The sequence below is a fragment of the Methylacidiphilum infernorum V4 genome (assembly GCF_000019665.1).
GTDB lineage: Bacteria > Verrucomicrobiota > Verrucomicrobiia > Methylacidiphilales > Methylacidiphilaceae > Methylacidiphilum > Methylacidiphilum infernorum.
Genome location: NC_010794.1, coordinates 2,108,962 through 2,135,506 on the forward strand (window position 1 = coordinate 2,108,962; position 26,545 = coordinate 2,135,506).

At 48.5% G+C, this 26,545-nt stretch carries 21 protein-coding genes; 9 read left to right on the top strand and 12 right to left on the bottom strand.

What is annotated here, in order from left to right; genetic code table 11:
- Positions 1-37: 37 nt before the first annotated feature.
- Genes MINF_RS09980 through MINF_RS09990 form a run of 3 tightly spaced genes read left to right on the top strand, consistent with a single transcriptional unit; the run spans position 38 to position 2,719 of the window.
- Positions 38-790 (top strand): glycosyltransferase, encoded by a 753-nt coding sequence (locus MINF_RS09980; RefSeq protein WP_048810552.1) that lies wholly within the window; start codon positions 38-40, stop codon positions 788-790.
- On the top strand, positions 762-1,559 hold the full coding sequence (locus tag MINF_RS09985; protein ID WP_012464602.1) for a polysaccharide deacetylase family protein: 798 nt from the start codon (positions 762-764) through the stop codon (positions 1,557-1,559). The genes MINF_RS09980 and MINF_RS09985 overlap by 29 nt, the downstream gene beginning before the upstream one ends.
- Positions 1,556-2,719, top strand: a complete 1,164-nt coding sequence (locus MINF_RS09990; protein ID WP_012464603.1) for a glycosyltransferase family 87 protein — start codon at positions 1,556-1,558, stop codon at positions 2,717-2,719. The genes MINF_RS09985 and MINF_RS09990 overlap by 4 nt, the downstream gene beginning before the upstream one ends.
- On the opposite strand, the gene hisF is transcribed toward MINF_RS09990, so the two are convergent.
- From hisF to MINF_RS10005, 3 genes are all read right to left on the bottom strand, one after another.
- Positions 2,706-3,479, bottom strand: coding sequence for an imidazole glycerol phosphate synthase subunit HisF (hisF, locus tag MINF_RS09995; protein WP_048810553.1), 774 nt, complete (start codon positions 3,477-3,479; stop codon positions 2,706-2,708). The genes MINF_RS09990 and hisF overlap by 14 nt on opposite strands.
- A 66-nt stretch (positions 3,480-3,545) precedes the next feature.
- Positions 3,546-4,019: a tRNA (cytidine(34)-2'-O)-methyltransferase gene (locus MINF_RS10000; protein WP_048810358.1), complete on the bottom strand. Its 474-nt coding sequence runs from the start codon at positions 4,017-4,019 to the stop codon at positions 3,546-3,548.
- Between the two features lie 61 nt (positions 4,020-4,080).
- Entirely contained in the window at positions 4,081-4,551 is a 471-nt protein-coding gene (locus tag MINF_RS10005; protein WP_012464606.1) for a hypothetical protein, read from the bottom strand.
- Between the two features lie 519 nt (positions 4,552-5,070).
- Here MINF_RS10005 and katG point away from each other — a divergent pair.
- Positions 5,071-7,251, top strand: coding sequence for a catalase/peroxidase HPI (gene katG, locus MINF_RS10010; protein ID WP_012464608.1), 2,181 nt, complete (start codon positions 5,071-5,073; stop codon positions 7,249-7,251).
- A gap of 279 nt (positions 7,252-7,530) precedes the next feature.
- On the opposite strand, the gene truA is transcribed toward katG, so the two are convergent.
- The 4 genes from truA to trpA are packed head-to-tail and all read right to left on the bottom strand — an operon-like array spanning position 7,531 to position 10,278.
- Positions 7,531-8,298 (bottom strand): tRNA pseudouridine(38-40) synthase TruA, encoded by a 768-nt coding sequence (gene truA, locus MINF_RS10020; protein ID WP_012464609.1) that lies wholly within the window; start codon positions 8,296-8,298, stop codon positions 7,531-7,533.
- Positions 8,295-8,975, bottom strand: a complete 681-nt coding sequence (locus tag MINF_RS10025; RefSeq protein WP_012464610.1) for an acyloxyacyl hydrolase — start codon at positions 8,973-8,975, stop codon at positions 8,295-8,297. Before MINF_RS10025 ends, truA begins: the two co-directional genes overlap by 4 nt.
- Before the next feature lie 21 nt (positions 8,976-8,996).
- Positions 8,997-9,437 carry a Holliday junction resolvase RuvX gene (gene ruvX / locus MINF_RS10030; protein WP_048810554.1) on the bottom strand — a complete coding sequence of 147 codons (441 nt, stop codon included), beginning with the start codon at positions 9,435-9,437 and terminating at the stop codon, positions 8,997-8,999.
- A gap of 34 nt (positions 9,438-9,471) precedes the next feature.
- Positions 9,472-10,278 carry a tryptophan synthase subunit alpha gene (gene trpA / locus MINF_RS10035; RefSeq protein ID WP_012464612.1) on the bottom strand — a complete coding sequence of 269 codons (807 nt, stop codon included), beginning with the start codon at positions 10,276-10,278 and terminating at the stop codon, positions 9,472-9,474.
- Between the two features lie 403 nt (positions 10,279-10,681).
- Here trpA and gltB point away from each other — a divergent pair, with 403 nt between their 5' ends.
- Positions 10,682-15,235: a glutamate synthase large subunit gene (gene gltB, locus MINF_RS10045; RefSeq protein ID WP_012464615.1), complete on the top strand. Its 4,554-nt coding sequence runs from the start codon at positions 10,682-10,684 to the stop codon at positions 15,233-15,235.
- 55 nt (positions 15,236-15,290) lie between these two features.
- On the opposite strand, the gene MINF_RS10050 is transcribed toward gltB, so the two are convergent.
- On the bottom strand, positions 15,291-15,872 hold the full coding sequence (locus MINF_RS10050; RefSeq protein WP_012464616.1) for a LysM peptidoglycan-binding domain-containing protein: 582 nt from the start codon (positions 15,870-15,872) through the stop codon (positions 15,291-15,293).
- 410 nt (positions 15,873-16,282) lie between these two features.
- Between MINF_RS10050 and MINF_RS10060 the strand changes: the two genes are divergently transcribed.
- Positions 16,283-17,833: a DNA-binding protein gene (locus MINF_RS10060; RefSeq protein ID WP_012464619.1), complete on the top strand. Its 1,551-nt coding sequence runs from the start codon at positions 16,283-16,285 to the stop codon at positions 17,831-17,833.
- A gap of 474 nt (positions 17,834-18,307) precedes the next feature.
- Here the strand turns inward: MINF_RS10060 and MINF_RS11240 are convergent, their stop codons facing one another.
- Complete coding sequence (locus MINF_RS11240) at positions 18,308-18,613, bottom strand: hypothetical protein (protein ID WP_148205244.1); 306 nt, start codon at positions 18,611-18,613, stop codon at positions 18,308-18,310.
- 954 nt (positions 18,614-19,567) lie between these two features.
- On the opposite strand from MINF_RS11240, the gene MINF_RS10070 reads away from it, so the two are divergent.
- On the top strand, positions 19,568-20,179 hold the full coding sequence (locus MINF_RS10070; RefSeq protein ID WP_012464622.1) for a hypothetical protein: 612 nt from the start codon (positions 19,568-19,570) through the stop codon (positions 20,177-20,179).
- Between the two features lie 711 nt (positions 20,180-20,890).
- Here MINF_RS10070 and MINF_RS10075 read toward each other — a convergent pair.
- Positions 20,891-21,091, bottom strand: a complete 201-nt coding sequence (locus MINF_RS10075) for a hypothetical protein (protein ID WP_012464623.1) — start codon at positions 21,089-21,091, stop codon at positions 20,891-20,893.
- 1,131 nt (positions 21,092-22,222) lie between these two features.
- Positions 22,223-22,969 (bottom strand): AbiU2 domain-containing protein, encoded by a 747-nt coding sequence (locus MINF_RS10080; RefSeq protein ID WP_012464626.1) that lies wholly within the window; start codon positions 22,967-22,969, stop codon positions 22,223-22,225.
- Between the two features lie 330 nt (positions 22,970-23,299).
- On the opposite strand from MINF_RS10080, the gene MINF_RS10085 reads away from it, so the two are divergent.
- Both MINF_RS10085 and MINF_RS10090 read left to right on the top strand, forming a co-directional pair.
- A complete protein-coding gene (locus MINF_RS10085; RefSeq protein ID WP_048810365.1) occupies positions 23,300-24,829 on the top strand; it encodes a YifB family Mg chelatase-like AAA ATPase in 1,530 nt (509 codons plus the stop codon).
- A gap of 183 nt (positions 24,830-25,012) precedes the next feature.
- Positions 25,013-25,888, top strand: a complete 876-nt coding sequence (locus tag MINF_RS10090) for an FkbM family methyltransferase (protein WP_187146942.1) — start codon at positions 25,013-25,015, stop codon at positions 25,886-25,888.
- Here MINF_RS10090 and MINF_RS10095 read toward each other — a convergent pair.
- Positions 25,885-26,466, bottom strand: coding sequence for a gamma-glutamylcyclotransferase family protein (locus MINF_RS10095; RefSeq protein WP_048810366.1), 582 nt, complete (start codon positions 26,464-26,466; stop codon positions 25,885-25,887). The two genes, MINF_RS10090 and MINF_RS10095, sit on opposite strands and share 4 nt — an antisense overlap.
- Positions 26,467-26,545: the final 79 nt, after the last annotated feature.

A 26,545-nucleotide genomic window follows, 5' to 3' on the forward strand; every position in this document is an offset into this window, starting at 1 on the left:
TTTGTTTTTTAAGTTTTATTCTACCTCTTTTTCTCCCATGACCTTATTCAGCGTTGTGCTCCCCGTTTACAATGAAGAGAAAGTCATCCGGGAAGTCAGCCTGTGCATCTGCCGGTTTGCCCAAGAACACCCCAAGTACGAGTTCGTGTTTGTCAACGACGGATCTACCGATAATACCGGGACTTTACTCAAAAGGGCCTTAAAGGAATTCGGGTCCAAGCAGGTCCAACTCGTCGATTATAAAACCAATAAAGGGAAAGGTTTTGCCATCCGGGAGGGGTTCAAGCACACAACGGGAGAGCACTTCGGTTTTCTTGACGGTGATCTGGCTTATCCGCTCGACTATTTACCCCTGTTCGAAGAAAAGCTCCAGAGTTGTGACATCGCCATAGGCAGTCGGATTGCCGAAAAGAAGGGCAAAAGCTGGGATAGAAGCTTCAGGAGGAAGTTTCTTGGATTCTGTTTCAACAAGCTCGTCGGCTCTATCCTTGGTCTTCCCTACTCGGACACGCAAGCCGGGCTCAAGGCTTTTCGAAGGGATGTCGCCGAAAGACTTTTCAAAATGCAAAAAATTGAAGGATTTTCTTTCGACGTGGAATTAATTTTTTTGGCCAGAAAGCTCGGTTACAAAATCGTAGAAATTCCCGTTAAAGTCTCTCCCACCCATTCCTATAAACACTCTAAAATCAAGCTTGTAGGAGATTCCTTGCGCATGTTCAAGGAGCTGCTCCAGATCAAGCATTTCGAAACCACGGGGGAATATGACCGGCAAAATCTACCTGAACTTTGACCTGGAAGAGTTCGATATTCCTTGCGAATACGGCCAACCTATCAAGGAAGAAGAACAAATCGAGGTCACCAGCGAGGGATTGAAACGGCTCCTGGAGCTATTGCAAAAGAAAGGTCTCAAAGCGACCTTTTTTACCACCGCCTCTTTTGCTTTAAATAAAACGGCCCTTGCAAAAAATCTCTTGGAGCTTGGCCATGAAATCGCTTCCCATGGCCTGGATCACAAGCCCAAGGCCAAGGAGGAAGATCTTTTCCTTTCCAAGAAGATTCTTGAAGAAATCTCCTCCGTCCCGGTCTTGGGATACCGCAGTCCAAGATTTAGACCCGTCGATCCCCAGGCCCTCCTGTCCCACGGATACGCTTATAATTCCTCTATAAATCCTACATGGCTGCCGGGAAGGTACAACTACCTGCACTACCCGAGAAAAATTTTTTCTCACCAGGGCCTTGTCCAAGTCCCGATCTCCACTACGCCCATCGTTCGGCTCCCCCTCTGCTGGCTTAGTTTTAAAAACCTCCCTCCAAGCCTATTCAATCTCTTTTCCTGGATTACCCTCAAGGAAAAAGGTTATCTGAACATCTTTTTTCATCCCTGGGAATTTGCCCCAATCCAAAACTACGCTATGCCCAAGGCGGCAAAATCCCTGGATGGGAAAGCCCTCCTAAAAAGGCTCGAAGAGTATATCAACTGGCTTATGTCCCTGGAAGTCGCCTTTGCCAAGCTCGGCGAGGTCGTCGGGCCCGTGGGAAACAGCCCGACTCTCAAATGAAAGCCAAAGCGATGTTTTTAAAAGAGCCCGTTGTCGGCTATGCCCTGTGGGCGGTTCTCTTTACGGTTATCTCTCTTATGATCGCCCAGCATCCCTCGGATCGAACCGTCAGCTTGGCTTATATCCAAGCTGCCCAAAGGTTCTTACAAAAAGCTCCCTTGTACGAAAGGGAAGGCATCCATGGTTTTCTCTATTTTCCCCACTTTGCGATCTTTTTTTGCCCTTTTGTTTTCATGCCTCCCTTAGCCCGAGAAATCCTCTGGAGACTTTTTTCCCTTCTGCTTTTTGTCGGCTCCATTCGGAAAATCAGCTCTTCTTTTTTTCCCGGTCTCCAATCCAAGGCTTTTTTTTGCTTTTCTCTCCTCGTCATGGCCAGCTCCATGGCTTCGCTGAGAAACGGCCAAACCAACCTCGGCCTCGGCGCAGCCCTCATGCTCGGCTTTCTTTACTGCGGAGAAAAAAAGAACTTTAAAGCCGGCCTTTTTTTCTTCCTGGGCCTTATTCTTAAACCCATCGCCTTATTTCCTTTTTTCTGCGCCGCGCTGTTTTTCCCCTCCTTCAGGAAAGCTGCCCTGGCAACCCTCCTTTTCTTTTTTATCTTTCCCTTTTTTTTCTCCATGGACCGCCCCCGCTATGCCTACGAACAATACCTTTTATTCTTAAACCGCATGCTCAGCGTCTCCCAGCCCAATGAAGCCAATTTCGCCGATATCCAGGGATTGCTTTACCTTTTCCATCTCAAGCTTTCTCCCCTTCTCTCTCTTCTGACCAGGTCCCTGGGAGCCATAGGAACCCTTCTTGTCGTCAGATCCCTAGGAAATCTCCCAAGGGGATCTTCCCTTTTCCCTGCCCTTCTTTACAGCTTTTCCACGAGCTATCTCCTCCTTTTCAACCCCCGGACCGAGCTTAATTCTTACGTTATGCTTGGGCTATCGCTTGCTTTTTTCTCGCTTTACTTTGGATGGATCGAAAGGCAACCCAAGGCCAGCCTCCTCTTTATCTTTTTAACTCCCCTTTTGGGAATAGAAGCATTCGGAGGGAGTTGGGTCCGGATAGGGCTATGGCTCAAACCCCTTGTATGCCTCCTGTTTGAAAGTTTGTTGGTTTTCTTTTTATTCAACCGGAGATCCCCGGTCCGCTGCCCAATCAGGTCCGGATAGGCAATCCCCTCTCTTTCAAGTAGGATTTTAAAGCCGCAATATGGATTTCAGCCCTATGAAACACCCCCGCTGCAAGCACGGCATCGGCATGGGCATATTCCAGGGCCAAGGCAAAATCTTCCATCTTTCCTGCTCCGCCACTGGCAACCACGGGCACAGGCAAGCAATCGGCCAGCATCCTTATGAGCTTGAGATCATAACCTTCTTTTGTGCCATCGGCATCGATACTGTTTATAACGATCTCTCCGGCTCCCAGCTCAACCCCTTTCATCGCCCACTCCCTTACATCCCAAGGGGTTTCTTTCCTGCCCCCATGGCTGTAAACCCTCCAGGAATTTTCTCCGACCCTTTGGGCATCAATGGATAAAACAATACACTGCGAGCCGAACTTCTGGGCTCCCTCTTTAATGAGCAGGGGATTGGCCAAAGCCGCGGTATTCAAACTGACCTTGTCTGCACCCGCCCGCAAAACTTCCCGGATCTCCTCCACGGTTTTTATTCCGCCTCCAGCCGTAAGGGGAATAAAACAACTCCGGGCGACAGACCGCAAGATGCCAAGCAATGCTCCCCTGCCCTCGACGCTTGCGGTGATATCATAAAAAACGAGCTCATCGGCTCCTTCCTCGTTATACCTTAAGGCAAGAAGGGAGGGATCGCCAACGTCGGTCAACTGCCCCAGCTCGGCCTTGCCAAATTTTTTTCCCCTGGTTACCCTTCCCGCATGGACGTCAAGACAGGGAATAATTCTCTTGGCCAGCATAAGTATAAAAAGATGAACGTAAAAAAAGTAGGGGCAAATTGTCTCCTTCCAAAGGGCAAAAATCAACTATTTTTTGCCCAAGAGAATTTGCCTTAAGGCTTCGTAGAGCACGATGGATACACAGTTGGCCAAGTTGAGGCTGCGCACTTTCCCATTAAGGATGGGAATCGAATAAATAAAATGGGGACTGAAAGAAAGAATTCTCTGGGAAAGGCCTTTTGTTTCACGGCCAAAAACAAGCATGTCCCCGGGAGCAAAAGAAGCGGTAAAGTAAGGGGGATAAGTCCCGGTTTCAAAAAAAAGCAACCTTTTGCGGGGATTTGCAGCCGTGAAATGATCCCACCCTTCCCAGAGGAATAACCGGACTTCCTTCCAGTAGTCCAACCCGGCTCTCCGCAAGGCCGCATCTTCCAAAGAAAAACCCAGGGGTTTGACCAGGTGGAGTTCGCTAAATGTGGCCGCACAGATCCTTGCAATATTGCCCGTGTTTTGAGGAATTTGGGGAGCCACAAGAACGACTCCAAGACCCTGGTGTTCCATAGGCCACTCCAATTTCCCCGCGCCTTTTCCTTGTCCATTGGGCGCGGGGATTTGAACTTCTTTACCTCTTCTTTTTAACCTCTTTTTTCTCCATAACCCCTAATCCCTTTTTCAGCACTACCACGATCAAGCCAAAAAAGAGAGCATAAATGCCCATCCAAGGACTTAAGGGAACATGGCCCGGAGTGGACAGCCGTGCAACAAGATATCCAATCCAGAGCATCCCCCAAAAGGGAAGCAGCTCATGTTCTTCCTTCTGGCCGAGTTTTCTTGTCTTGAACAAGAGCAAGCTCGATAAACCGATGAAAAGACCATCGGCCGCCAGCAAAAGGAAATTCCTTTCCACCACCCTTTTGAGTATAAAAAGATGATCTGCACCCGCCCTAGACAAAATTTCATAAAAATAAGCGAGCAGGGCAGGGACAGCAATCCAACAGTAGACAAGGCAAAACAGCCTTGTCAGCGCAACGATACCAACCCAAGTTTTAACTCTTGGATAGCTTACCGTTTCAAACGTGGTTGGATAGTTCATAACACCTCCTTCTATTGATATTAATAATAGTCTTTATATTTAGCACATCTTAATAATGTGTCAAATGAATATATTTAAGATATGCTTATGTAATAAATGAATGCATAAATTATAGGAATTATTTATTTATGAATACTATTAATATTATTAATTATATAATGATCCTTGGAAATCTTTTTCTTTCCCGGGCACGATCGAAAAGCTAAAGCGAAGCCCAAAAGCTCTACTTAGGAGGGTTTACGGAGAGAAAGCTTGGAGAGTTTTAGCCTCTGCCCCTAAAGGCGACCTAAGGGCTTGCTTCCCTTGCAAGGGAAAATCGAACCGAGCTGCCCTGCCAAAACAACCGAATCCTGCTGCGATCGGACGGGAGCGGAACGGGGGATTGCTTGGACAAAAGGTTTTGCCAGCGGCAATGGGCAAATCGTTATTCCAAAAAAAAAAAGAAATTGACGGGTATGCCAATATAACCTAGGCTAGCAATTGCAACGGAAGCTTGCACAACGAAAGGAACTAGCCTCAATGACGACCGAAGGAAGCTGTCCATTTCACCACACCGCCGCAATCGGCGGGCTTAAGACCAACGAGGAGTGGTGGCCCAATCGACTCAATCTCAAGATTTTACGCCAAAACTCACCGCTATCGAACCCGATGGGCGCTGGGTTCAATTACGCCAAGGAATTCTGTAGCCTTGATTTGAGCGCTCTAAAAGAGGATCTGCGCAGGCTCATGACGGATTCCCAGCAATGGTGGCCGGCCGACTTCGGTCATTATGGACCGCTCTTTATCCGCATGGCTTGGCACAGTGCGGGCACCTACCGCGTGCATGACGGGAGGGGTGGGGCGGGAAGCGGACAGCAGCGATTTGCCCCGCTGAACAGTTGGCCCGACAACGTGCTCCTCGATAAGGCGCGACGGCTTCTCTGGCCGATCAAGCAAAAGTATGGGAGGAAGATCTCCTGGGCTGACCTGATCATTCTTGCCGGTAACGTGGCGCTCGAGTCGATGGGCCTCAAGACCTTTGGCTTTGGCGGCGGTCGTGTCGATTCCTGGGAACCCGATGAGTCGGTTTACTGGGGAGTCGAACAAAAGTGGCTTGAAGACAAGCGCTACTCCGGTAAACGCGACCTGGAACAACCCCTGGCCGCCGTCCAGATGGGCCTTATCTACGTCAATCCCGAAGGACCAAACGGCAACCCCGATCCCGTGGCGGCCGCGGTGGATATCCGGGAAACCTTCACCCGCATGGGGATGAACGACGCGGAGACCGTGGCCCTGATCGCCGGCGGCCATACATTCGGCAAGGCGCATGGTGCCGGCCCTGCTTCTTTTGTCGGTCCAGAACCGGAGGCAGCGGGCATTGCCGAGCAGGGACTGGGCTGGCGGAGCAGTTACCGTAGTGGCAAGGGAGCCGATGCGATCGGCAGCGGCTTGGAAGTGATCTGGACCAGGACCCCGACCCGGTGGAACAACGACTACTTTCAGTTCCTCTTCGAGTACGAGTGGGAGCCCACCAAGAGTCCAGCAGGGGCTTGGCAATGGGTAGCCAAGGACGCCCCCGAGATCGTGCCCGATCCGTTCGATCCGGCCAAAAAGCGCAAGCCCACCATGCTGACCACCGATCTCTCGCTTCGTTTTGACCCGGTTTACGAGAAGATCGCCCGGGCTTACTACGAGCAACCGGATCTGTTTGCCGATGCTTTCGCACGAGCTTGGTTTAAGCTCACCCACCGGGACATGGGCCCGCGCAGCCGCTACCTTGGCCCCGAGGTACCCAAAGAAGACCTGCTTTGGCAGGATCCGATTCCCCCGGTCGATCATCCACTGATCGAAACGGATGACATGAATTCGCTCAAGGCCAAGATCCTGGAATCGGGATTAACGGTCAGGGAACTGGTTTTTACCGCCTGGTCATCGGCCTCTACCTTCCGCGGGTCGGACAAGCGGGGTGGGGCCAACGGTGCCCGAATCCGGCTGAGCCCGCAGAAAGATTGGCCGGCAAACGAGCCCACCCAGCTCGCCAGGGTACTTGCGGTGCTCGAGCAGATCCAGAAAGAGTTCAACGCACGATCCCCCAAAAAGGTGTCGATGGCGGACCTGATCGTGCTCGGGGGTTGCGCCGGCGTAGAACAAGCGGCCAGAAACGGGGGACGCTCGGTGGTTGTACCCTTTATCCCGGGTCGTTCCGATGCCTTGGAAGAGCAGACTGACGTGGAGTCGTTCGCCTTCCTTGAACCTTGGGCCGATGGGTTTAGGAATTTCTACAAGAAAGGCTGTAGCGTGCCTCAAGAAGCGCTATTGGTCGACAAGGCACAGCTCTTGACGCTCACCGCACCGGAGATGACGGTGCTTGTTGGGGGCATGCGCGTCCTGGATGCCAACGTGGGAAGGAGCCGGCATGGGGTATTCACGGATCGACCGGGAGCGCTTACCAACGACTTTTTCGTCAACCTGCTCGACATGGACACCGAGTGGAAGCCCGTGGACGAACGCGAGGAACTCTTCGAGGGACGGGACCGGAAAACGGGAACACTCCTGTGGACCGCCACTCGAGTCGACTTGATTTTCGGTTCCAACTCCGAGCTGCGCGCGATCTCCGAGGTCTACGGCGCTGCCGATGCGCAGGATAAGTTCGTGAAAGACTTCATCTCCGCCTGGAACAAGGTAATGAACCTCGACCGCTTCGACCTGGCCCCGGCATGAAGACGATCCCGGCAAGCGCTAGAACTTTACCCTCAGCCGTTCCGCAAGACTTACCCACTGCTGCTCAAACAGGAACAAAGCTGACAGACTTACTCGTCGAGGCCGGATGCGCCCGGCACGTGCAGGTTAGGCCAGAGCCTTCCTCTCCGCAGGCCTGCCTTCCGCCGGAACTGGCCGTAGAGCCGTTCAAGACGGCCAACACGAAGTAAAATGTACAAGAAAGATTGAAAAAGATTAAATAATTAATCAACTGTTCAAGCCCTGCGATGTTGTTTTTTTCTAGCTTTCCTGATCCGGGGGATAATCAACGGCTAATAGATACAGTCCCCAAGGGGGAGCAGCAGCAAAGGCCTCTATTCTTTTTTGATTTTCAAAAATTTTTTTAAGTTCTTGCCGGCTCAACCGTCCTAGTCCCACTTTCACTAACGCCCCGACCATGTTGCGGACCATGCGGTAAAGAAAACCGTCGGCTTTAACGTTAAAGAAAACAAGACTGCCTTGCTCAAGGAAAAAACAATCCAACACCGTCCTTACCGGGTTTTTGACCGGCATTCCGGGGTTACTGACAAAAGCGGCAAAATTATGCTTGCCCAAGAAGAGCCGAGCGGCTTCATTCATCATTTCCACGTCCATGGCCCGGGGTATATGCCAGGCCCTGCCGAGATAAAAAGGATCCATGACCGGGTCGTTCCAGAGAAGATACTGGTAAGTCTTGGAAACCGCATCGAACCGAGCGCTGAACTCCCTGGGGACAATCCGGGCATCCCAAACCCGGACCGTGTCGGGCAAATGATAATTGAGGGCTCGCTTGAGTACTTCGGGTTCTAACTTTCTTGGGGCGGCAAAGGAAGCCACTTGTCCCTTGGCATGGACACCCGCGTCGGTCCGCCCGGCCCCTTCAACGGGAATCGGCTCTTCCCATATTTTGGCAACCGCTTCCTCAAGGGCGCGCTGGACGGTAGGCAGCTCTCCCTGTCTTTGCCAACCATGGAAACCGCTGCCGCAATAAGAAAGAGTAAGCTTGTAGCCCACAACAGCTAAGTTCAATGAGGCCGACCCAGTAGATAAGAAAACCCGATCAATCCTCCCAATTCATTCACTCCAATATTCCTACTGGCCATGTCCGCATTAGACATGTGGTGAAACAAAAGCTCGAAGTTAAACGACCAATGGCTGTCCAACATGTAGCGGCAACCCGCGCCAAGTTGAGGGGTAAACTCTATGGCCTGCCCCACCATCGATTGGGTTTTAACCGTATAGGCATCGGTAAAGACAAACCCCAGTCCTCCCTCGATAAAGGGAATAAAGCGGCTGTCCGGCTGAACGAAGTTGTACCTGATCATAACTTGCGGTCCTACGACGGTGCTTCCAAAGCCCTTAATGATGGCACTGGCATAAAGAGCAACAAGCAACTCTAGATTGCCCCGCAGGATTCCCCCTTTATCCGGGGTCGTCAACATCCACCCCCAGTAAGTCATGGTAGGAATTTCATCAAAAGTATACCTCCCGTTTCCCGAACCCATCGAAAAAAGACCGCCCGCCATGAACATAATTTCGTTGGCCCCTTCCTTAAAAAGGGCGACCTCGGGAATTTCCTCGGTTTTAAGGGATGAAGGGGATTGCTCGGTTTGCGCACTGTAGGCAGACTCCGCTCCAGGATTAGCCCTTGCAAAGGCGGGCCACAGGATCGCCAAGCTCAAAAGAAAACAAAACACAAAACGCATTTTTTTTCTCTTATCAAGATGTTAAACAGCACTTCCCGCTCTTTTTCCCTTCAAGGGAAGAACATCCAAGTAAGACTGCAGTATAACCGCTGCGGCATAGCTGTCGATCTTTTTTTTCTTTTCCCTGCCATTGCAACCGCATTGAGTCAATAACCGGTCTGCCAACTTCGTCGTCAGCCTCTCGTCATGAAATTCCACAGGTATAGGGATCCACTGCTTAAGCTTCAACACGAACTGCCTTACTTTTTCGGCGGCAGGCCCATAGGAACCATCCATGTTCCTTGGCAACCCCACGATAAGAAGGCTCACCTCGTAGTTTACGATGATCTCCTTGAGCTTTCCAATAAACTTCACGTAGGGTTCTGCAGGCAACGGATCGAGAGGAATGGCAATCGAAAAGCTCTCGTCGTTGACCGCAAGCCCAATATGCTTATTACCGTAATCCAAGGACAAAATAGCCATCGCTTCAGTTTCGCTGGTTAGACTTTTTTTGCTCTTAATGAATACTTTTTGCAAGAGAAAAAGCAAAATCTTTGAATCTTTCCACCGTGCTTTTTCCCTCGGCGATCCTCGCCACTTCCCCTACCAAGGCACTACCCACGACAACCCCATCGGCATAAGAAGAAATGGCCCTGGCCTGCTCCGGGGTCGATACCCCAAAACCTACACAAAGGGGGACCCGTTTATAGGGTTCAACGGACTTGACCAGTTCATAGGCCTCTTTTGATATTTCCTTTTGGGGACCGGTAATGCCGTAACGGGAAACACAGTAAAGAAAGCCCCGGCTTCTGCCCGCTATGTACCTTCTCCTTTCCGGGGAAGTTGAAGGAGTAACAAGCAATACCCGGTCAAGCTTTTCCTCTAAAACCTCCACCCCTTCAAGGACTTCCTCGGGGGGGAGATCGACGATCAGCACCCCATCGGCCCCACTTTCAACGGCTTTCTGGGCAAACCGCTCGATCCCGTATCGAAAAATCGGGTTAAGATAAGAAAAAAGGACAACCGGGATAGCGGATCTTTGCCGAATCTGAGAGAGCAAGGAAAAAACCTCTTCCATATTTATTCCCCCCTTCAAAGCCCGGATAGCCGATTGTTGGATTATGGGACCATCGGCCAAGGGATCAGAAAAAGGAATGCCCACTTCCAACAGGTCCGCCCCGCTTTCATCCAAGGCTTCCACAAGATCAAGGAAAAGCTCTGGAGAAGGATCTCCCGCCATCAAAAAAGGAATGAAGGCCTTTTGGGAATTCCGGCTCAACTCTGAAAAAGTTCCTGCAATCCTTCCCTTCGTGATACTGTTCATAGAAGAAAAACTTACCAGCAATCGGGCCAAAAAAAAGAGCATTGTTAAGAAAGCAAGGCCAGCTTTTTTTCCCTTCCCTATACAAACAAGGCTTTTCACCAAGTCCTATTCTCCGGCTGGGGCCAGAAAAAAGGCTCTCTTTAATTTTCAAGGACCAAGGAAGCTGTGCCATGGCCGGGGCAACCGAGGACTTCAATGTCCGGGCAGGTCCCAAGCCAACTTGCCTTTTTTTATTCCTTAAACGGGCTTAAAAATACGGCTTGGGCCAAGCCTTGACCGACCGGGAAAAAGCCGACCCCATTTTACCCCAAAGGAAAATAAGAAGAAAAAAAACAAACAAAATGAAAAAAAAATGTAACCTCCATCTTGCTCCCTCCTCAAAGTTATCTAGAATTATCAAAACATGGATTTAAAAAGATTCGATCGAAAACAGGCTTTGACCCCACCCTTGTGGATTCCCCAGAGAGAAAGGTCGAGCTGTGGAGTGGGATTCGTAGCCGACATCCAGGCCAACAGCAGCCACTCTATTTTAGAAAGCGCCTTGAGTTGCGTCTGTGCCCTTTCCCACAGGGGTGCTATCGATGCGGACATGAAAACGGGCGATGGGGCCGGGATCATGACAAGGATTCCCTACGATATCTTTCGGCCCGAGATCGAAAAGTCAGGGCACCATCTTTTTAAAAACGAAGACCTGGCCATCGGGTTTTGCTTTTTGCCCGCCGAGGATCTCTACGCCCAAGCCCACTGCAAAAAAATCATCGAACAGACGGTCCAGGAACAGGGAATCTTCATCCTGGGTTGGCGCACCGTTCCCGTTCACAGGGATGCCCTCGGGGATAAAGCGCAAAGAACTTGTCCGCAGATCGAACAATTACTTTTGGCCAAGCCCCTCGACCGGCCGCTCGACTCTTTTGGTTTTGAACAACTGCTTTTCCTTTGCCGGAAAAAAATTGAAAATAAAATAGCCCAAGAAAACATCAAGGATTTTTACATCCCCTCCTTTTCCTGTCGAACCATTGTTTACAAGGGACTTTTCGTTTCCCCCCAGCTCCAAAAGTTCTACGCGGACCTAAAAGATCCCCTTTACAAGACCCCTTTTGCGATCTACCACCAAAGATACAGCACCAATACTTTCCCCTCCTGGTTTCTTGCCCAACCCTTTAGGCTCCTCGCCCACAACGGCGAGATCAATACCATCCAGGGCAACCGCAGCTGGACCAGGGCAAAAGAAAGAGCCCTTGAAATGGCCGAGCCCTGGGGAAAAGAAATAGAAAACCTCCTGCCTATCATCGATCCGGCTTCCAGCGACTCGGCAAGCCTAGACAACGTGCTCGAGTTTCTTCACCTTTCCGGCAGGGACATCCTGGAAACCCTCCTCATGATGGTTCCCGCCGCCTGGCAGGCTGAAAAGCATATTTCTGAAGAGCTCAAAAGCTTTTATCTCTACCACGAACTTTTTTCCGAGCCCTGGGACGGTCCCGCCGCCTTGGTATTCAGCGATGGAAGGATCGTCGGGGCTTGCCTTGACCGAAACGGGCTGCGCCCCGCCCGCTACAGGATCACCGCCGATGGCCTCTTTATCCTCGGTTCGGAAGCCGGGATCGGGAAAACCGACGACAGGTCCGTCATAGAAAAGGGAAGATTGGGTCCCGGGGAAATCATCGCGGTAGATATCGAGGCAAAGAAGATCCTCAGGGACAAGGAGATCAAGGCCCAGCTGAGCTTGCGCCATCCCTACAATACTTTTCTAAAGCGCTGCCACAAAAAAATAAGGAAAAAAATCTCCTTTTCCCATGGCTTCAAGGACAACCCCGAGGAGCTCAACCGGCAGCTTTTGTGTTTTGGCTACGATGAAGAAGAGATCCAGTATGTCCTTAAACCGATGGTCCTAAAGGCCGAGGAAGCCATAGGCTCCATGGGTGACGATGCCCCCCTAGCCATTCTTTCAGACAAACCGAAGCTCCTCTACTGGTACTTTAGGCAGCTTTTTGCCCAGGTTACCAACCCCCCCATCGATCCCATTCGTGAAAAACTGGTCATGTCCCTGGAAAGCTGGTGCGGCCGCTTTCCCCCGTGGATTTCCTCGGATCCGATCGACTACGAAGTCCTTCGGCTCAGTTCTCCTGTTCTCTTCGATTCGGACATCGAAGAGTTAAGGTCCAGACCGGAGCCTTCGCTCCAATCCAGGACCATCCGGTGCCTTTTCCCCACTGAAGGCCAAGAAGAAGCCTTCTTGGCTCGGCTATGGGAAATCAAAAAAGAAGCCGAAGAGGCGGCCGACGAAGGGATATCGATTCTCATTTTGTCGGATAAAGGGGTAAGCCCCGAGCTTGCTCCCTTGCCCATGCTTCTTGTCGTTGGGGCGGTACACCACCACTTGATTCGAGTGGGCAAAAGGACAAAACTCTCCTTGATCTGTGAAACGGCCGAGTGCCGGGACGTCCACCATTTCGCCTGCCTGATCGGTTACGGGGCGACCGCCGTCAACCCCTACCTTTGCCTGGAACTTTTTTGTCACCTTCACCAAGGGGGAGATTTTGGGAACTTGACCCAGGAAGAGATGGCCCAAAATTACAAGGCGGCGGTAGAAAAAGGACTGCTCAAGATCTTGTCGAAAATGGGAATCTCGACCCTTTCGAGTTACCACGGCAGCCAACTTTTCGAAGCTCTCGGCATCGGGGAAGAAGTGGTAAGGGACTGTTTTGAAAACACCCCCACGCGCATTGGCGGGTTAAACTACAGGCAGATCGCCAAGGAAACCCTCCAAAGGCACCAACTGGGCTTTGGCGGCAACCTCCAGAAGCTCGTGGACATGGGCTATTACCGTTACAAAAGAGAAGGGGAAAGGCATGCCCTGACCCCTCCTGCCATCAACTCCCTTCACCTTTTCGTCGGTTTAAAGGGGAAAACCAAGGGTGGACAAATCGACGATTACAGGAAGTTTGCCGAGGCGATCAACCGCCATGGCCCCTTGTCCATCCGTGACTGCTTGACCTTTCGCCCGCAAACCCCCATTCCCCTTGAAGAGGTGGAGCAAGTCGAAGAAATAAGGAAAAGGTTTACCACAGCGGCCATGTCTTATGGGGCTTTATCTCCCGAAGCCCACGAAACGCTTTCCATTGCCATGAACAGGATCGGGGGCAAGTCGAACACGGGAGAAGGAGGAGAAGATCCGGAAAGGTATAGCCCGATGCTCAACGGCGATTCCAAGAATAGCCTTATCAAGCAGGTGGCTTCCGGCCGCTTCGGGGTTACCGCCGAGTATCTTTCCAACGCCGCCGAGATCGAGATCAAGATGGCCCAAGGTTCCAAGCCGGGTGAAGGTGGACAAATTCCCGGCTTTAAAGTCGATGCGGTCATCGCCCGCCTCAGGAGGAGCACCCCGGGCTTCCCCCTCATTTCTCCCCCGCCCCACCACGACATTTACAGTATCGAAGACCTCTCCCAGCTCATTTATGACCTTAAGCAGGCTAACCCCAGGGCCAAGATTTGCGTCAAGCTCGTCTCGGAAGCCGGCGTAGGGACGATCGCCGCGGGTGTAGCCAAGGCTCATGCCGACATCATTCTCATCAGCGGTTGTGAAGGCGGAACGGGGGCTTCTCCCATTTCTTCCATCAAGTATGCGGGAACTCCCTGGGAGCTCGGAGTAGCCGAAACCCAGCAAGTGCTCATGCTCAACGGGCTGAGAAGCAGGGTAACGCTCAGGACCGACGGGGGGTTGCGCACCGGCCGGGACATCGTGATAGCGGCAATCCTGGGGGCCGAGGAATACAATTTCGGCACCATGGCCCTCATCGCCATGGGCTGTGTCTACGTTCGCCACTGCCACCTGAACACCTGCCCGACGGGGATCGCCACCCAGGATCCGAAACTAAGGAGTCGGTTCAAGGGTACTCCTGAAGCCGTCATCGCTTATCTGAACGCGGTTGCCCAAGAAGTCAGGGAAATCTTGGCTAGCCTTGGGGCCCGTTCTTTAAACGAGATCATCGGCAGGACCGAACTGCTCGAACAAAGAACTTTCCCCCACCATCCCAAGGCCAATCTTTTAGACCTGCGTTCCCTTTTTTGGAAACCCGAGGGAATGGAAACCGAGCCCCGTTACCACACCTGGGAAAGGAACGATTTCCAGGGGGACCGACCCCTTGATGAAATCATCCTCCAGCAAGCCAAGTCCGCCATTCGAACCCGCAAACCGGTTTCCATCCACCACAAGGTTAAAAATACCAATAGGAGTATCGGCACCCAGCTTTCGGGGACCATTGCTTATCTCTACGGGGACAACGGGCTTCCCGAAGGGACGATCAGCCTTCAACTTTCGGGTTGTGCCGGTCAAAGCCTCGGAGCTTTCCTGGTCAACGGGGTAAACATCTGCCTTGAAGGAGAAGCCAACGATTACGTGGGCAAAGGGATGTGCGGGGGAGAAATCGTCCTTAAAGCCCCTCCCGATGTTCCCTATAAACCCGAGGAAAACGTGATTTGCGGCAACACCGTCCTTTATGGAGCCACCGGCGGTAGGTTTTACGGTTGTGGAAAAGCCGGGGAGAGGTTTGCCGTGAGGAACAGCGGGGCGGTCGCCGTCATCGAGGGAATCGGCGATCACGGCTGCGAATACATGACGAGGGGCAAAGTGGTCGTGCTGGGTAAAACCGGAAAAAATTTTGCCGCGGGAATGTCGGGAGGTATCGCCTACGTGTACGACGAGGAAGGGAATTTTCCGGACTGTTGCAACATGCAGATGGTGAGGTTGGAAAGATTCTCGGAAAGCGACGAAGACAAGGATTTACAACAGATCCTTTATTACCACCTGGAAAAAACGGGCAGCAGCACGGCAAAGAAGATCCTCGAGAATTGGAAAGAAAGAAAACAGTTCTTTTGGAAAGTCATTCCCTTGGAACCTCCCAAGCCCAAGCCCAAGGAAACTCTGGGCAAGGAACGTTTCCAGGAAGTCAAAGCCTAAAAGGTTGTTCTGGGCCTTGCAGATCCAACCTTAAGCCCTCAAGACAAATCGATCCCTACTGGGGATTTTGCGGGGAAGAAGATTCAGCCTTGGCCGGTTCTTTTTTCTCTTCTTGGGAAGGGCTAGCCAAGGGTTCCTTTGGAGGAGGCCTGTAGCCCTTGGGGGGGATGATCAATTCTTGGCCGGGCTTTAAACGGTCGTCTTTTAACTCGTTTATGGCCATTAAGGCTTCCACCGTTACCTTGTATTTCCTGGAAATTTTCCAGAGGCTATCCCCTTTCTTGACGATGTACTTGAGTTCCGTAGGCTTCTTGGCCGGGGAGCTATCCGCGGACTTTGGCTGGGAAGAAGCGCTGTCTTCTCCATGAAGCCGAGGAACAAAAAGAGGGGAAGAAAACACCAAGATCAGTATAAAGGCGATGAAGGGCATGCTTTCATCATAGCTTCCCCAGGTTATTTTAAAAGCAGAAAAAAAGATTTTTTTCCTTGTTTTTCTTTTTCTTCTTTTTCTTTTTCTGCTTCTCTTGCATGACCCGGGTCCAAGGGCCGTCAAGAAAGCTATCCCTTCCCCTTGTTCCAAGACCCCGCAAGCCTCCTCTCCTTCTCCCTGCACCGCAAGGTAAAACTGGAACGGCACTTATCTCCAAGGCATTGACTCAAGCTCAACAACTCATCCCCGCTGACCAAGTTACCGAAGCTAAAATGATTTTTTTCCATTTTTCTATTTTTGATGAAAATTCATTTTTATGGAAGAAAAAGGAAAAGGGCACGGCTCCCTTGAGAGGGTAAAGGATGCCCAGGTCAAAGCCCCATGCAAGGCCGAAAAGGAATCCAACATGAAACCCACAAACTTGCAATTAAATCTTCTTTGGCGAGAGCAACTATTATCTTAAGCTTATTCATGGCTCAATCACCAAGACGCGCCAAGAGCCATAATGGAATCCAGGGGGCAAAAATAATCCCCCGCAGCCGATCTCTCCTCTTGAAAACCTGGAAAATTTATGCTTGAATAGTTCAAGTGATCCATGAAGTATCCGGGTAGCGAAAGTGAGCAAAGAAAAAATCATTGAGGCGGCCGAAGAGCTCCTCGCCGCAGGCAAGGAAGTGACGCTTGAAGCCGTTTGGCAAAAAACCGGCGGAAGTTACACCACGATAAGCATAGTGTTGGATGAATGGAAAGCCAAGAAAGATCACGAACGGGACCAAATGGAAAAGGCTAGGTGGTCCAAAATAACCGAAAAGATTAAGTCTTGTAACGACGTGGATGAAGCTCTGGATCTTTTTCAAACAAATTTTGGGGACGTTGACGATATTTCTCCTAATAGCAGTGACGAAGCTTTCTACCACAAAGACAAAGAAAAGGCCCTAAGAGAAAGCGCAGAGTGGCTGGTTGCAAGAGATCCAGTTAAAACCATCTCCATGATTTGCAACATCTTAGACTCTGTCCTTGAACGCAAATACAATTTTCCCGAAGATTATTCTTTGGAATGGCTTAGTGAGTGGATTCCAGATTGGACTCCAGATCTCATCCAGTTGCCGCAGCAAAAAGCAAAGTTACGAGAACTGGTTTTAGTTCAAGCTCTTTACTTGGTTTCCCTTAAAGCCATTAGGGAAAAACTTATTTCCCCTTCCCAAGTATTCTCTATTCTTCAATCTCAACGATGGAGGGTGTTCAAAAGAATTGAACTCAAACTATGCTCTGAGTGCGAAGATTATGAACTCAGAAAAAAAGCGATTTTAGATAAGAAAAATTTTTTTGACTGCTTTCCCGAAAACAGCAATCCCGAAAAATGCCTTTTGCCGGAATACAGAGACCTTCTAAAAGAAAATTTTAAAAATCTCGAAGAAGGTGAGAAGGAAAAAATTCGATTCTGGATGGAAGAGTGGCCCAGGACTGAGCAAGCAATGCAGATGCAAAATTTTCAAAATTTCCGGAAAAAGTGGAAACAGGATCTGGACCGGTGCCAATTGTTTAAGCTCATCGGTGACAAAAAAGCAACTTATAAAAAAGAAAAAAAACTTATTGAGTGTCTTTTTGTTAAAATGCTTCTTGAGGCAAAAAATATAGATCCAGAGATCGAACTACGCTGGGACCCGAAGGGAGAAGAAAAAAAACCTGATGTTACGTTTGAAATAAACGGCCGCCGAGTATGGGTAGAAGTGACCGAGCTATACCCAGACGAGGGAGATCGTGGGAGCCCTGCAAGAAAAGAGGCCGAAACTAGCCTTGCAGCATGGAGCCAGCCTGCTTGGATAGCCACAAATTGGGAGAAGACCCTGCAAGAGGGGGTTAAAGAGAAAATATGCAAGGGTAAAGAGTATTTAATTGATCCGCAAGACGATCTTTGGCTTTTGGTTGTCACATCCATACCACAAATTGAAAAATTGAAGGCTACTATGGTTGCCCTTCACTCCCTGGATCAAGTCAAGCTTTCGGTAGATGATCTGCTGAACGATCCCCGGAGTGATAACCGCTTCGATGAGTTCTACTTCTTTCCAATCGTAAATATCGGTAACGACAATCGACTCTATTCATGGAGCCGAGGCGAGGGGTGGAAGGAACTGCGGGTACAGGTATGGAACGATTTTTTCTCTTAAACTGTGCTGGCCTTGGAAAGAAAGAGGCATAAGGTTGGTTTGCCATCCCTCTTGACCTAGAATCACCACCGGGAACCAACCATTCCACGCTGGCACACTCTGCTCCATCTTTCTAGAATTACGCACGCGAAAGCGAATGAAATTAATTAAAGCAAGTGAATGCTGAAAAGTATCAAATTACGTAAGTAAGTATTCAAGTATGTACAACCGTAGAGTGGCCTGCCCGGAAAAGCATAAAAAGTCAAAATCTGAAAACTATGCTGCTGTCCATCAATCTTCGTTTTCAACTGGAACCTTCCCTTTAATTATCTCCCGGCTCTTGTCTTGGGATATCGCTTCTTTCGTTCCATCAACGATGTCCATGCCTTTCAACGATGAGAAAACGTCAATTTTCCACCAGCTCCTCCTTTTGAAGTTCGGCCATAAGTTGCTTGCTCTGTGTTAAGGCAAAAGTGTTTAACTTTCTTACTTCTGTTACCTAATCGGTAAGTAACAGTATTGAGCAAGGATCAAGCAACGATTCCAAAAAGTGTTTGTGAAGAACTTGAGATTAGCCCGGAGGATGATCTGGAATTCGTGGTAGAGGGCGATTTGTTGAAGAGGAGTCCGTGTCGGAGTTTCGGATTGGCCGAATTTCTGTGCTCCCTCCGGGGAAGCCGTGTACCCTTTTGGGTGAAGGAGGAGGGAGCCAAAAGCTTGGTTGAAAGAAAATCTAGAATTTTCTTTTGAAGACCACCGTAATACTCCGGGTGGGCACAAGCATATTGGTAAATCTTGCATAAGGGCACTAGAGAAGTTATGTAAGCATGTTGAATCCCAAGTCGAGTCGGCCAAGGCCAGTTGGCAATAGCTGGCCGTTCCTCCTTGCACTCAGCTGAGGCAACCCCTGTCTTACAAGGGGTGATGGTCAGACATGGAAAGTGGGGAGGATTACCTTGTCGTCGTGCTCAGCCTATGGGAGTGGGACATCTGGGACGAGACTTGGGCCTTTCGAGTCCTCTAGTAGCTGGCCTTCTTGAATGCCGACTTAGACGATGCTCACCTGCCCCCCCCAGGGCACAAATCAAAATGAGAAGGGTAGAGGGCTTTGGCAGGAATTTCGCCACCCTGTCAGTTCACTGGAAGGAGCCATAGGCTAGGACTTGCCCTCGATGGATGAATACTTCGCATAATGGCTGCCTCTGTTCTACCATGGGGATCCCTTAGAACTTAGAAACAGGGAAGGTAACATCGATCCATGCCTTAGAACGCATCTTGAAAATAGTCTCTGGATCGCTCATTACACCCAATCTTTTCATTTTGAAAGGAGAGATGTAGGAGCATGATGTTTTTCCGCAAAAGCATAAGTACAAGGGCAAGGTTTCAACCTCCTCGATGGAGGTAGGGGCGGACCCTTTTTGAGCTTGTGCCCGCTGGTGAGATATAGTTCCCTAATGAGGCAGGAATCCCTTCCCTTTGGCAAGATAGGAGACCACTCGAAGAAGTAGAAACATTGAAAAATACAACGCTTCCAATTCTTCTAGGGAGTGATTACTCAGCAAGGATAATGCCTTTTTTTTGTGTTGCTGGCTTGCTGCACGATCCACTTCTCTCTTGGCGTTCTTTTTTTGAGAACATTACAGTGAATATAAGTACCCATATAACAGGTCAAGATCGGGATATATAAATGGTTATACCGAAAAAAATAATGTATTCCTTGCTAGTTAACTAGATTAATGATAGGTTCAAGCAGTCATGAAAAAGGGAGAAGAAGCGATTTCATTCCTCAAGAGAAAGATAGCAGAAGCGAACAAGGGGATCCAGTTGTGGATTTTTGACCGTCGGGATCAAGGTAGGGAAATAGTAATTCCAAAACCCATTGCCGAAGAACTGGTGACGGCAGGAAGGCAACAAAAATTTGAATTTTTACAGGTCTTGATTCGTATGTGCAACGACGACAGTAATGTTATTAGGAACTCGAACGTGTTCATTCTCTTGGATGGAGGCATTAGCGATGTGAAAAAATACCCAGAACCCCAAATTGGTCAACTTGTTCTACTGGATTTCCAGCTGCCAATATTCTCGGAAAAAGCTCCTATGCGGATTCTAAGATATGTAACACGCAGCGACATTATAAATTTTATAAAAGATTGGGATATTATGCTCGTACACTTCGTAAACACCGTTGAACTTGTACCATTAAAACTGGGTACGCAGATCCCCATCGTGGGAGAACAAAGCGATTGGAATATTACATTACCACTGGGCTATCCTGCCTTAGTAAGGGAATTTACTGGTCTTTTTAGTGGCTATCATTCCCATCGTGATGCACAAGTTGTTCTCAAAGAAGCTTACCTGCCATTGTAGTCATGAAATGATCCTGGAATATATAGATTTCTTTATCCCTCTTATTCCAAGCAATTGGCATCAGCAGTGATTGGTCATATCTTGTAATGATGAGGTTATGACCTTGGCTCTTTTTTTTCGGAAAACTGCGATATCATTATTTCTTCTTATAGTGAGGATGAATGGTTCTATTATAGTCCTTAAATAGAAGACTTATGGCGATAGTTTTAAAAGTATCAGTTAATTTCCATTCTTTGCAACGCATTTGACACTTTCAACAAAATAGTCAAGAAGATTTTTTTCTGGAGATATTTCTTACTCTTAGTCACATAAGCATTGAAACCCAAAGCTCATGGACTTCTTAAATCTATTTTGTAGCTAAGAGCAGCTTTATCAAAACTTCTTTTTCTTGCTTACTTCAACTCTATTTCGTTGAACTTTCTTTTCTTTTCTCAGTTTGCTTAATTCTGCATTCCAATGGATAAAATGTATATGAAATAATCAAGCTCAATCAAGTTCGAGCTTAGTAATCCTGGATTTAAAAGAAAGATGGTTTTGAATAAAGAAAAATTCTATACTGTTTTCTAGAACCAGATCCCCAATAGATAAACTTATCTGAAGAAAACTTTAAAAGCTTAATGAAAGGGACTCAACCTAATCCTTAGCAGGTGAGATAAATAAGCAACATTGGTAAAAAATATGGCTCAATTATCCTTTTCAAGATATTCAAAGCTATAACTGCCTCATGTTGCCCGATCGGTATTCTGCAATAGCTTTTCGGATAGTAGTGGCCACATCATGGGGATGATTCCAGATCCAAATGATCTCCTCGTCGGTTAAGTAGTTAATTCCCGCTTTTTGTAAGAGCTCTTTGATTTCTTCAAGGCTCAAATTTATTAAATTATTTTGTATGTTTTTAATAAAGGGTTTCATGTTTCTAAAAATACGATATATTTTCTGTTGTGCAAAAAAAAATGGTTTTTAAACCTATTCTGCTGATCCTCCGAAAAAGTCCTTTCCCACATTTATAATTCCCCCTTTTTTCCTTTATCATAATCATAGATGCTTCATGATCCTTGTTAAACCCGGTTATAAAATTAGACGAATGTCACTCATCTACAAAGTGATTCTGGTGCCACACTTACCGCGGAACCATAATATAGTACAAAATGATTAGAGTTTGCAAAAACTCACTCGGCAGAAGTTAATACATGAAAAAGAAATTATGTAGAACAGGTTTAGGCAAGAAAAGAAATGACGCTCCCAATCCGCTGAAGGGATTCGGAGTGTTACTTATACTTCCCCTGTTTTACTCTCCCAAAGGCTCCACCTTCCAATCCACTGATCACCCATCGTCCTTTAAGGTTTCGCCTTCAGCTATTTTATCCTCTTCGAACTTTTCAGACTGCTTTCGCTCCTCAAAGCCCTTCGCTCTATTCACCTACCCATCTTTTTCAGTTATAATTAGGCGGCTCCAGCTACTTTGCGGTTATACGCCTCCCCTCTTTAATGTTTACGCATTCGTCCACCCCTCAAGAATGTCCCTATCAAGAACATAATCGAAAAAGAAACGGAGAAAGTATCCCCATAAAAAGAATGCCCTGAGGCCTGTTCTATAAAGCGATCTTCACATGCGGCCTCAGTACCCTGCATATTTTACACATGATTGACCGCCAAGGAGACATTTTCTTAGTTATACAAACAAAATCAGCCAAGGTAAAGGAGGATCGGCTTAGCTGTTAACATATTTTTGAAAAAATTTGTGCAAGCTCAATTATTTTGTCCATTGTTTCAAGACAACAGATCTTGCAAATACGATTATAAGGTATTATAATATGTAGTCGTTTTGCGATCTATTTTTCATTTCTTCAAGTTTACTGTTTCGTCGTTTCTCATCATCCCTCAGACTATTTTGGTGGGTGTCTTGACATCTCTGTTTCCGATGTAAAATTCTTAAAATGCCTAAAATAAAACTATTATTGATTGGAATTACCATTATATATATGTCGCCTTTTGCCGCCTAATATGGATAAAAAATCTGGCTTTATACAGTTTCAAAAAAAATTACACAAATAGTTCTTCTATAACGCCAGCCGGCCACTGATCTCGTTCATCTGTCATCTGCTTCCAGAGTTTCCATGCTTTTTCCTTTGCTTGCTTTCCCGCATCGGTATTGGGGAAAAACATATCGAAGCGGTGGAAGAGATCATACTGCGGTACCGGAACTAAAACACTGCGCATCGGTTCATTCATGCGCAACATTTCATTCACAATGTACGTAATTCCTTGTGCAACCCTGACAATTTGGCGCTGTGCCTGTTTAACAGTCTCTTGATCTAATTTAAATTCGTCATAATTCTTAGGTTTTTTAGTTGGATCATTAGTTGGATCTGCCAAATGAGCGATGAACTTATTGGTCCATTCCCTTGTTTTTTTAATTTCCTCGGTGTCTAACCATTCATCCAACCTCTTGATAACCCGTTCAGGCTCACAGCCACTAGGAGAAATTTTCGTCAGCAGGTTCTTCTTTTTACGTAGTTCATCAATCAGCCTGGGCAAGGAAATCACGTCTTTGCTCCTGTCAGTTAGTCGGCGAACGATCAAAGGCAGAAAGCTGCAATAACCAATCTCAATTAAATTGGAGATAACAGGACAGTAGAGTGCGCTTTCTCGATCTGCCTTGGCCACGGCTAGGATTACTTGGAACTCCATGTCATATTCCAACATCCGATCGATTTGAGACCACAAATTCTTCATCCATTCACGCCATTCTTTTATATCTTCTATATAATTTGCATGTTCGGTATTCATAATGGCATATTACCTAGTTATAGTAAAAAATTCACGATTTATATTATGAATTTATAAACAAAATTTCTAACGGTGATATTACCGGTGAAGAAGGTTGTAACTTTACACAGTCATTTTTAAATATTAAAAACCCAACGTAGAACTCCCATCTCTCTTTTCACCAAGCCTTCTTTATAGCAAAAAGGGCTAGTCAAAGCATTGCCTGTTTCATTCAAAAAAATAAACCCTGGATTTCTTAATTTCTTCATTTAAAAAATTTTCTTTTCCCAGTTTTCCTCCCCTTCCATTGAGATCGCCCTACATGAAGTAGAAAAAACTTTTTTGCCTGCCATGTTCACAAGGATCTTTTCAGCCGCCTTATGGGGCATCGAGTCGATCCCCGTGGAGGTCGAAACCGATGTTTCCCCGGGGCTTCCTTCCACCCGGGTGGTGGGCCTGCCCGATGCCGCGGTAAAAGAAAGCCTTCACAGGGTGTCCAGTTCCCTGAAAAACTGCGGCTTTAGCCTTCCCCTGGGCAAGCTGACCATCAACCTGGCCCCGGCCGACTTAAAAAAAGAAGGACCCATTTTCGACCTTCCCATCGCCCTTGGCATTCTCCAAGCCTCCGGGCAGGTGGGCAGCAGCGAAGAATCAGCCGATTGCTGGGCTATCGGGGAGTTGGCCTTGAGTGGAAAAATACGGGGCATAAAGGGGATTTTACCCTTCGTTGCCAAGGCCAAGGAAAAGAAAGCAAGGAAAGTCATCCTTCCCAAGGAAAATGCCTTGGAAGCCCAGATTATCCCCGGGGTGGCTATCTGTCCCGTCGAGGATCTCAAGGAAGCGGTCCAAGCCTGGACTTCAGCTCCACAAAAGCCATTAGCCGCAAGCCCCAGCTTCGAACCCGCAAAAAACGCCTTGGAAAAAGATTTTTCTGAGGTCAAGGGCCAAGAAAGCGTTAAACGTGCCATAGAAATCGCCGTCAGCGGCTTTCACAATCTCCTTCTCATCGGGCCTCCCGGTGGAGGCAAATCGATGCTCGCTCAACGGATACCGACCATTTTTCCTCCCCTTTCCCTAGAAGAAGCGATCGAAGTAACCAACATCCACAGTGCTGCAGGAAAAATCAAGCCCGGCGAAGGATTGATCACCGCAAGGCCTTTCCGCTGCCCCCACCACAGTTCAACTGAAGCGGGAATCATCGGTGGAGGCAACCCTCCCCGGCCGGGAGAAGCAAGCCTAGCCCACCACGGAGTGCTTTTCCTCGATGAACTGCCCGAATTCAGAAGGAATGCCCTAGAAGCCCTCCGACAACCCCTCGAAGAGGGTAAAATCACCCTTTGCCGGGCCAAGTTTTCCGTGCAATTTCCCGCCCGGTTCATGCTCGTCGCCGCCATGAATCCTTCCCCTTCGGGCCGCGCCCAAGATTACCAAGCCGGCCGGTGTTCCTTTGCCCAAACCCAAAAATACCTTAACAAGGTCTCCGGTCCTTTGCTCGACCGGATCGACCTGCACATCGAAGTTCCCAAGCCCGATCCCAAGCTCCTCATGGAAAAGAAACAAGCCGAAAGTTCTGCCTCCATCGCCCAGAGAATCACGGAAGCCCGGGCCATCCAACACCGTAGGTTTAAAGACATCTCCTTGCTTTTAACCAACGGCAAGATGGGACCCAAGGAAATTGAACGGTTCTGCGAACTTTCTTCCTCAGCTTCCCTCCTTCTTTCCCAAGCCCTCGAGGAGCTGGGGTTCTCGGCCCGGGCTTACGGGAAAATTCTCAAGGTGGCCAGGACGATCAGCGACTTGGCCGGAAAAGAAAAAATAGAAGAGGAGGCTATCCTTGAAGCGATCAGCTATAGAACCCTAGACCGCCAGTACTGGACTTGAAAAAACCTTTCCTTTCTTAAGCAGGATAAGGACTCTTTTGCTGGGTGAATACCCAAAAATGCTATTCCTCTATTTTATATTTTGGGTCATTTTTTGATGGAGTGCGGCGCAATACCGGTTAAAATCAAGAAAGCTTTTAAAAAGAAAACAAGCCTGGGTGGGGAGCTTAAAGTTAAAACCGCTATGAGTTCTTGGGAAAAGGTTCTCTTCTCTACCCAAGAATGGAGAAGTTTTTGGCGTTCCAAGCTTTGCCAGGTTATTCTTTGGTTTTATTACAAGAAGGTTTTAAGGGGAGAGTGGGTTCTTTACCTGGATAACGGGACAAGATTCATTTACCATGCCGATAGCGGCTTTTTGCCCCTTAGCTTTTCTTTTTCGGGGATCACCGATTTCAGGGAGATGCGGTTTTTAAGCCGTTACCTCAGAAAAGGGGATGTTGTGTTTGACTGTGGAGCCCACCAGGGACTTTACAGCGTTTACCTAGCCAAGCTGGTGGGGGAAGAAGGCCGGGTGATCGCGATCGAACCTTCTCAAAAATTCCTTTTTTATCTCCAAAAAAATGCGCTTGCCAACGGCCTTCGCTGCATCGAAATCTATCCCTTTGCCGCTGGAAACAAAAAAGAAACCAAGCTTTTTTATGAAAACGGCCCTTTCAGTCGCCTTGCCCCCCCATCCCTTGAAGGGGGTTCAACAGAAGTCGAAGTAAGACCGCTGGAAGAGATCCTCCAGCCCACTTCCCGTTATGCTTTCGGAAAAATCGACGTGGAAGGAGCCGAGCTCTTCGTCCTCCAGGGACTGGACCGGATGCTCAAGGAAGGGAACCCTCCCGTTCTCCAGCTGGAAATAACCAGGCTGGTCAAAGATTACGGTTACTCTCCTCACAAGCTCCAGGAATTTCTCGAAGACCGGGGCTATTTCATCTACCTCTACTCTCCTTGGTCAAATAGGCTCCTAGCCTGTAGCCACCACGGCTCAAGCTGCATCAACTTCTTGGCGATCCACAAGGAGGGAAAAAAATTCGTCCTCGAGCGGCTCAACTCCCAAGGGAAAAACACTTAGCCTTTTTGCTTTTCAACGGGCCACCTGCCTTCCTTTATCCAAAGAAGGTTTTCCAAGGCTTCCCCAGTCCCGACGTAAACCCAAGCCAATTCCCTTTTCCCTTGGGCAAAGACCGGAACGATGACCCGCCTATAAAGGGCACCTTTAGCGGGCCAAATCCCCTCGTAATCGTCCATGAGCCGAAGACGATGTCGGAGACCGTCAAAACTCATCAACTCCCCGTAGACGCAAGACCAAGAACCGGGAGGAGAATCTTCCCCAAGAAAACCCTTCGAGGAAGATTGTTCCCCGAACTTTTGGGAAAGCCCCAGGAAAAGGGCTTCGTCTTCAAGAGGATCAGCCCTACTTTCGGCCAAGATCGACCGGGGAGGAACATGAAGGAGGGGATAGCCCGAAGCATGGAGGTAAAGCCGGCCCCAAACAAAAGCTTCCCTGACGTCCAGGACCCCTTGGCAAAACCGGTCGTGAGCCGGAAAACCCCGTTTCAAGCTCCCGTAGGCAAAAAGCTTAAAGAAAGTCTTCGTAGCGGCTTTTCCCATCCCGGTCTCTCCCGCTCGAGCAGTGGTTTGCCTTTCCATCGGCTTGGAAAAAGAGTTTTTTCTTTAAACCACCAAAAAGTTGGCCCGGAGAAGGCAAAAGCTCAAGCCTTTTAACGGG

Bases quoted from the DNA above. Each gene is read 5' to 3' on its own strand.
- MINF_RS09980 (WP_048810552.1), top strand. From the start codon at position 38: ATGACCTTATTCAGCGTTGTGCTCCCCGTTTACAATGAAGAGAAAGTC.
- MINF_RS09985 (WP_012464602.1), top strand. From the start codon at position 762: ATGACCGGCAAAATCTACCTGAACTTTGACCTGGAAGAGTTCGATATT.
- MINF_RS09990 (WP_012464603.1), top strand. From the start codon at position 1,556: ATGAAAGCCAAAGCGATGTTTTTAAAAGAGCCCGTTGTCGGCTATGCC.
- hisF (WP_048810553.1), bottom strand. From the start codon at position 3,479: ATGCTGGCCAAGAGAATTATTCCCTGTCTTGACGTCCATGCGGGAAGG.
- MINF_RS10000 (WP_048810358.1), bottom strand. From the start codon at position 4,019: ATGGAACACCAGGGTCTTGGAGTCGTTCTTGTGGCTCCCCAAATTCCT.
- MINF_RS10005 (WP_012464606.1), bottom strand. From the start codon at position 4,551: ATGAACTATCCAACCACGTTTGAAACGGTAAGCTATCCAAGAGTTAAA.
- katG (WP_012464608.1), top strand. From the start codon at position 5,071: ATGACGACCGAAGGAAGCTGTCCATTTCACCACACCGCCGCAATCGGC.
- MINF_RS10025 (WP_012464610.1), bottom strand. From the start codon at position 8,975: ATGCGTTTTGTGTTTTGTTTTCTTTTGAGCTTGGCGATCCTGTGGCCC.
- ruvX (WP_048810554.1), bottom strand. From the start codon at position 9,437: ATGGCTATTTTGTCCTTGGATTACGGTAATAAGCATATTGGGCTTGCG.
- trpA (WP_012464612.1), bottom strand. From the start codon at position 10,278: ATGAACAGTATCACGAAGGGAAGGATTGCAGGAACTTTTTCAGAGTTG.
- gltB (WP_012464615.1), top strand. From the start codon at position 10,682: ATGGATTTAAAAAGATTCGATCGAAAACAGGCTTTGACCCCACCCTTG.
- MINF_RS11240 (WP_148205244.1), bottom strand. From the start codon at position 18,613: ATGCAAGATTTACCAATATGCTTGTGCCCACCCGGAGTATTACGGTGG.
- MINF_RS10070 (WP_012464622.1), top strand. From the start codon at position 19,568: ATGAAAAAGGGAGAAGAAGCGATTTCATTCCTCAAGAGAAAGATAGCA.
- MINF_RS10075 (WP_012464623.1), bottom strand. From the start codon at position 21,091: ATGAAACCCTTTATTAAAAACATACAAAATAATTTAATAAATTTGAGC.
- MINF_RS10080 (WP_012464626.1), bottom strand. From the start codon at position 22,969: ATGAATACCGAACATGCAAATTATATAGAAGATATAAAAGAATGGCGT.
- MINF_RS10085 (WP_048810365.1), top strand. From the start codon at position 23,300: ATGTTCACAAGGATCTTTTCAGCCGCCTTATGGGGCATCGAGTCGATC.
- MINF_RS10090 (WP_187146942.1), top strand. From the start codon at position 25,013: ATGAGTTCTTGGGAAAAGGTTCTCTTCTCTACCCAAGAATGGAGAAGT.
- MINF_RS10095 (WP_048810366.1), bottom strand. From the start codon at position 26,466: ATGGAAAGGCAAACCACTGCTCGAGCGGGAGAGACCGGGATGGGAAAA.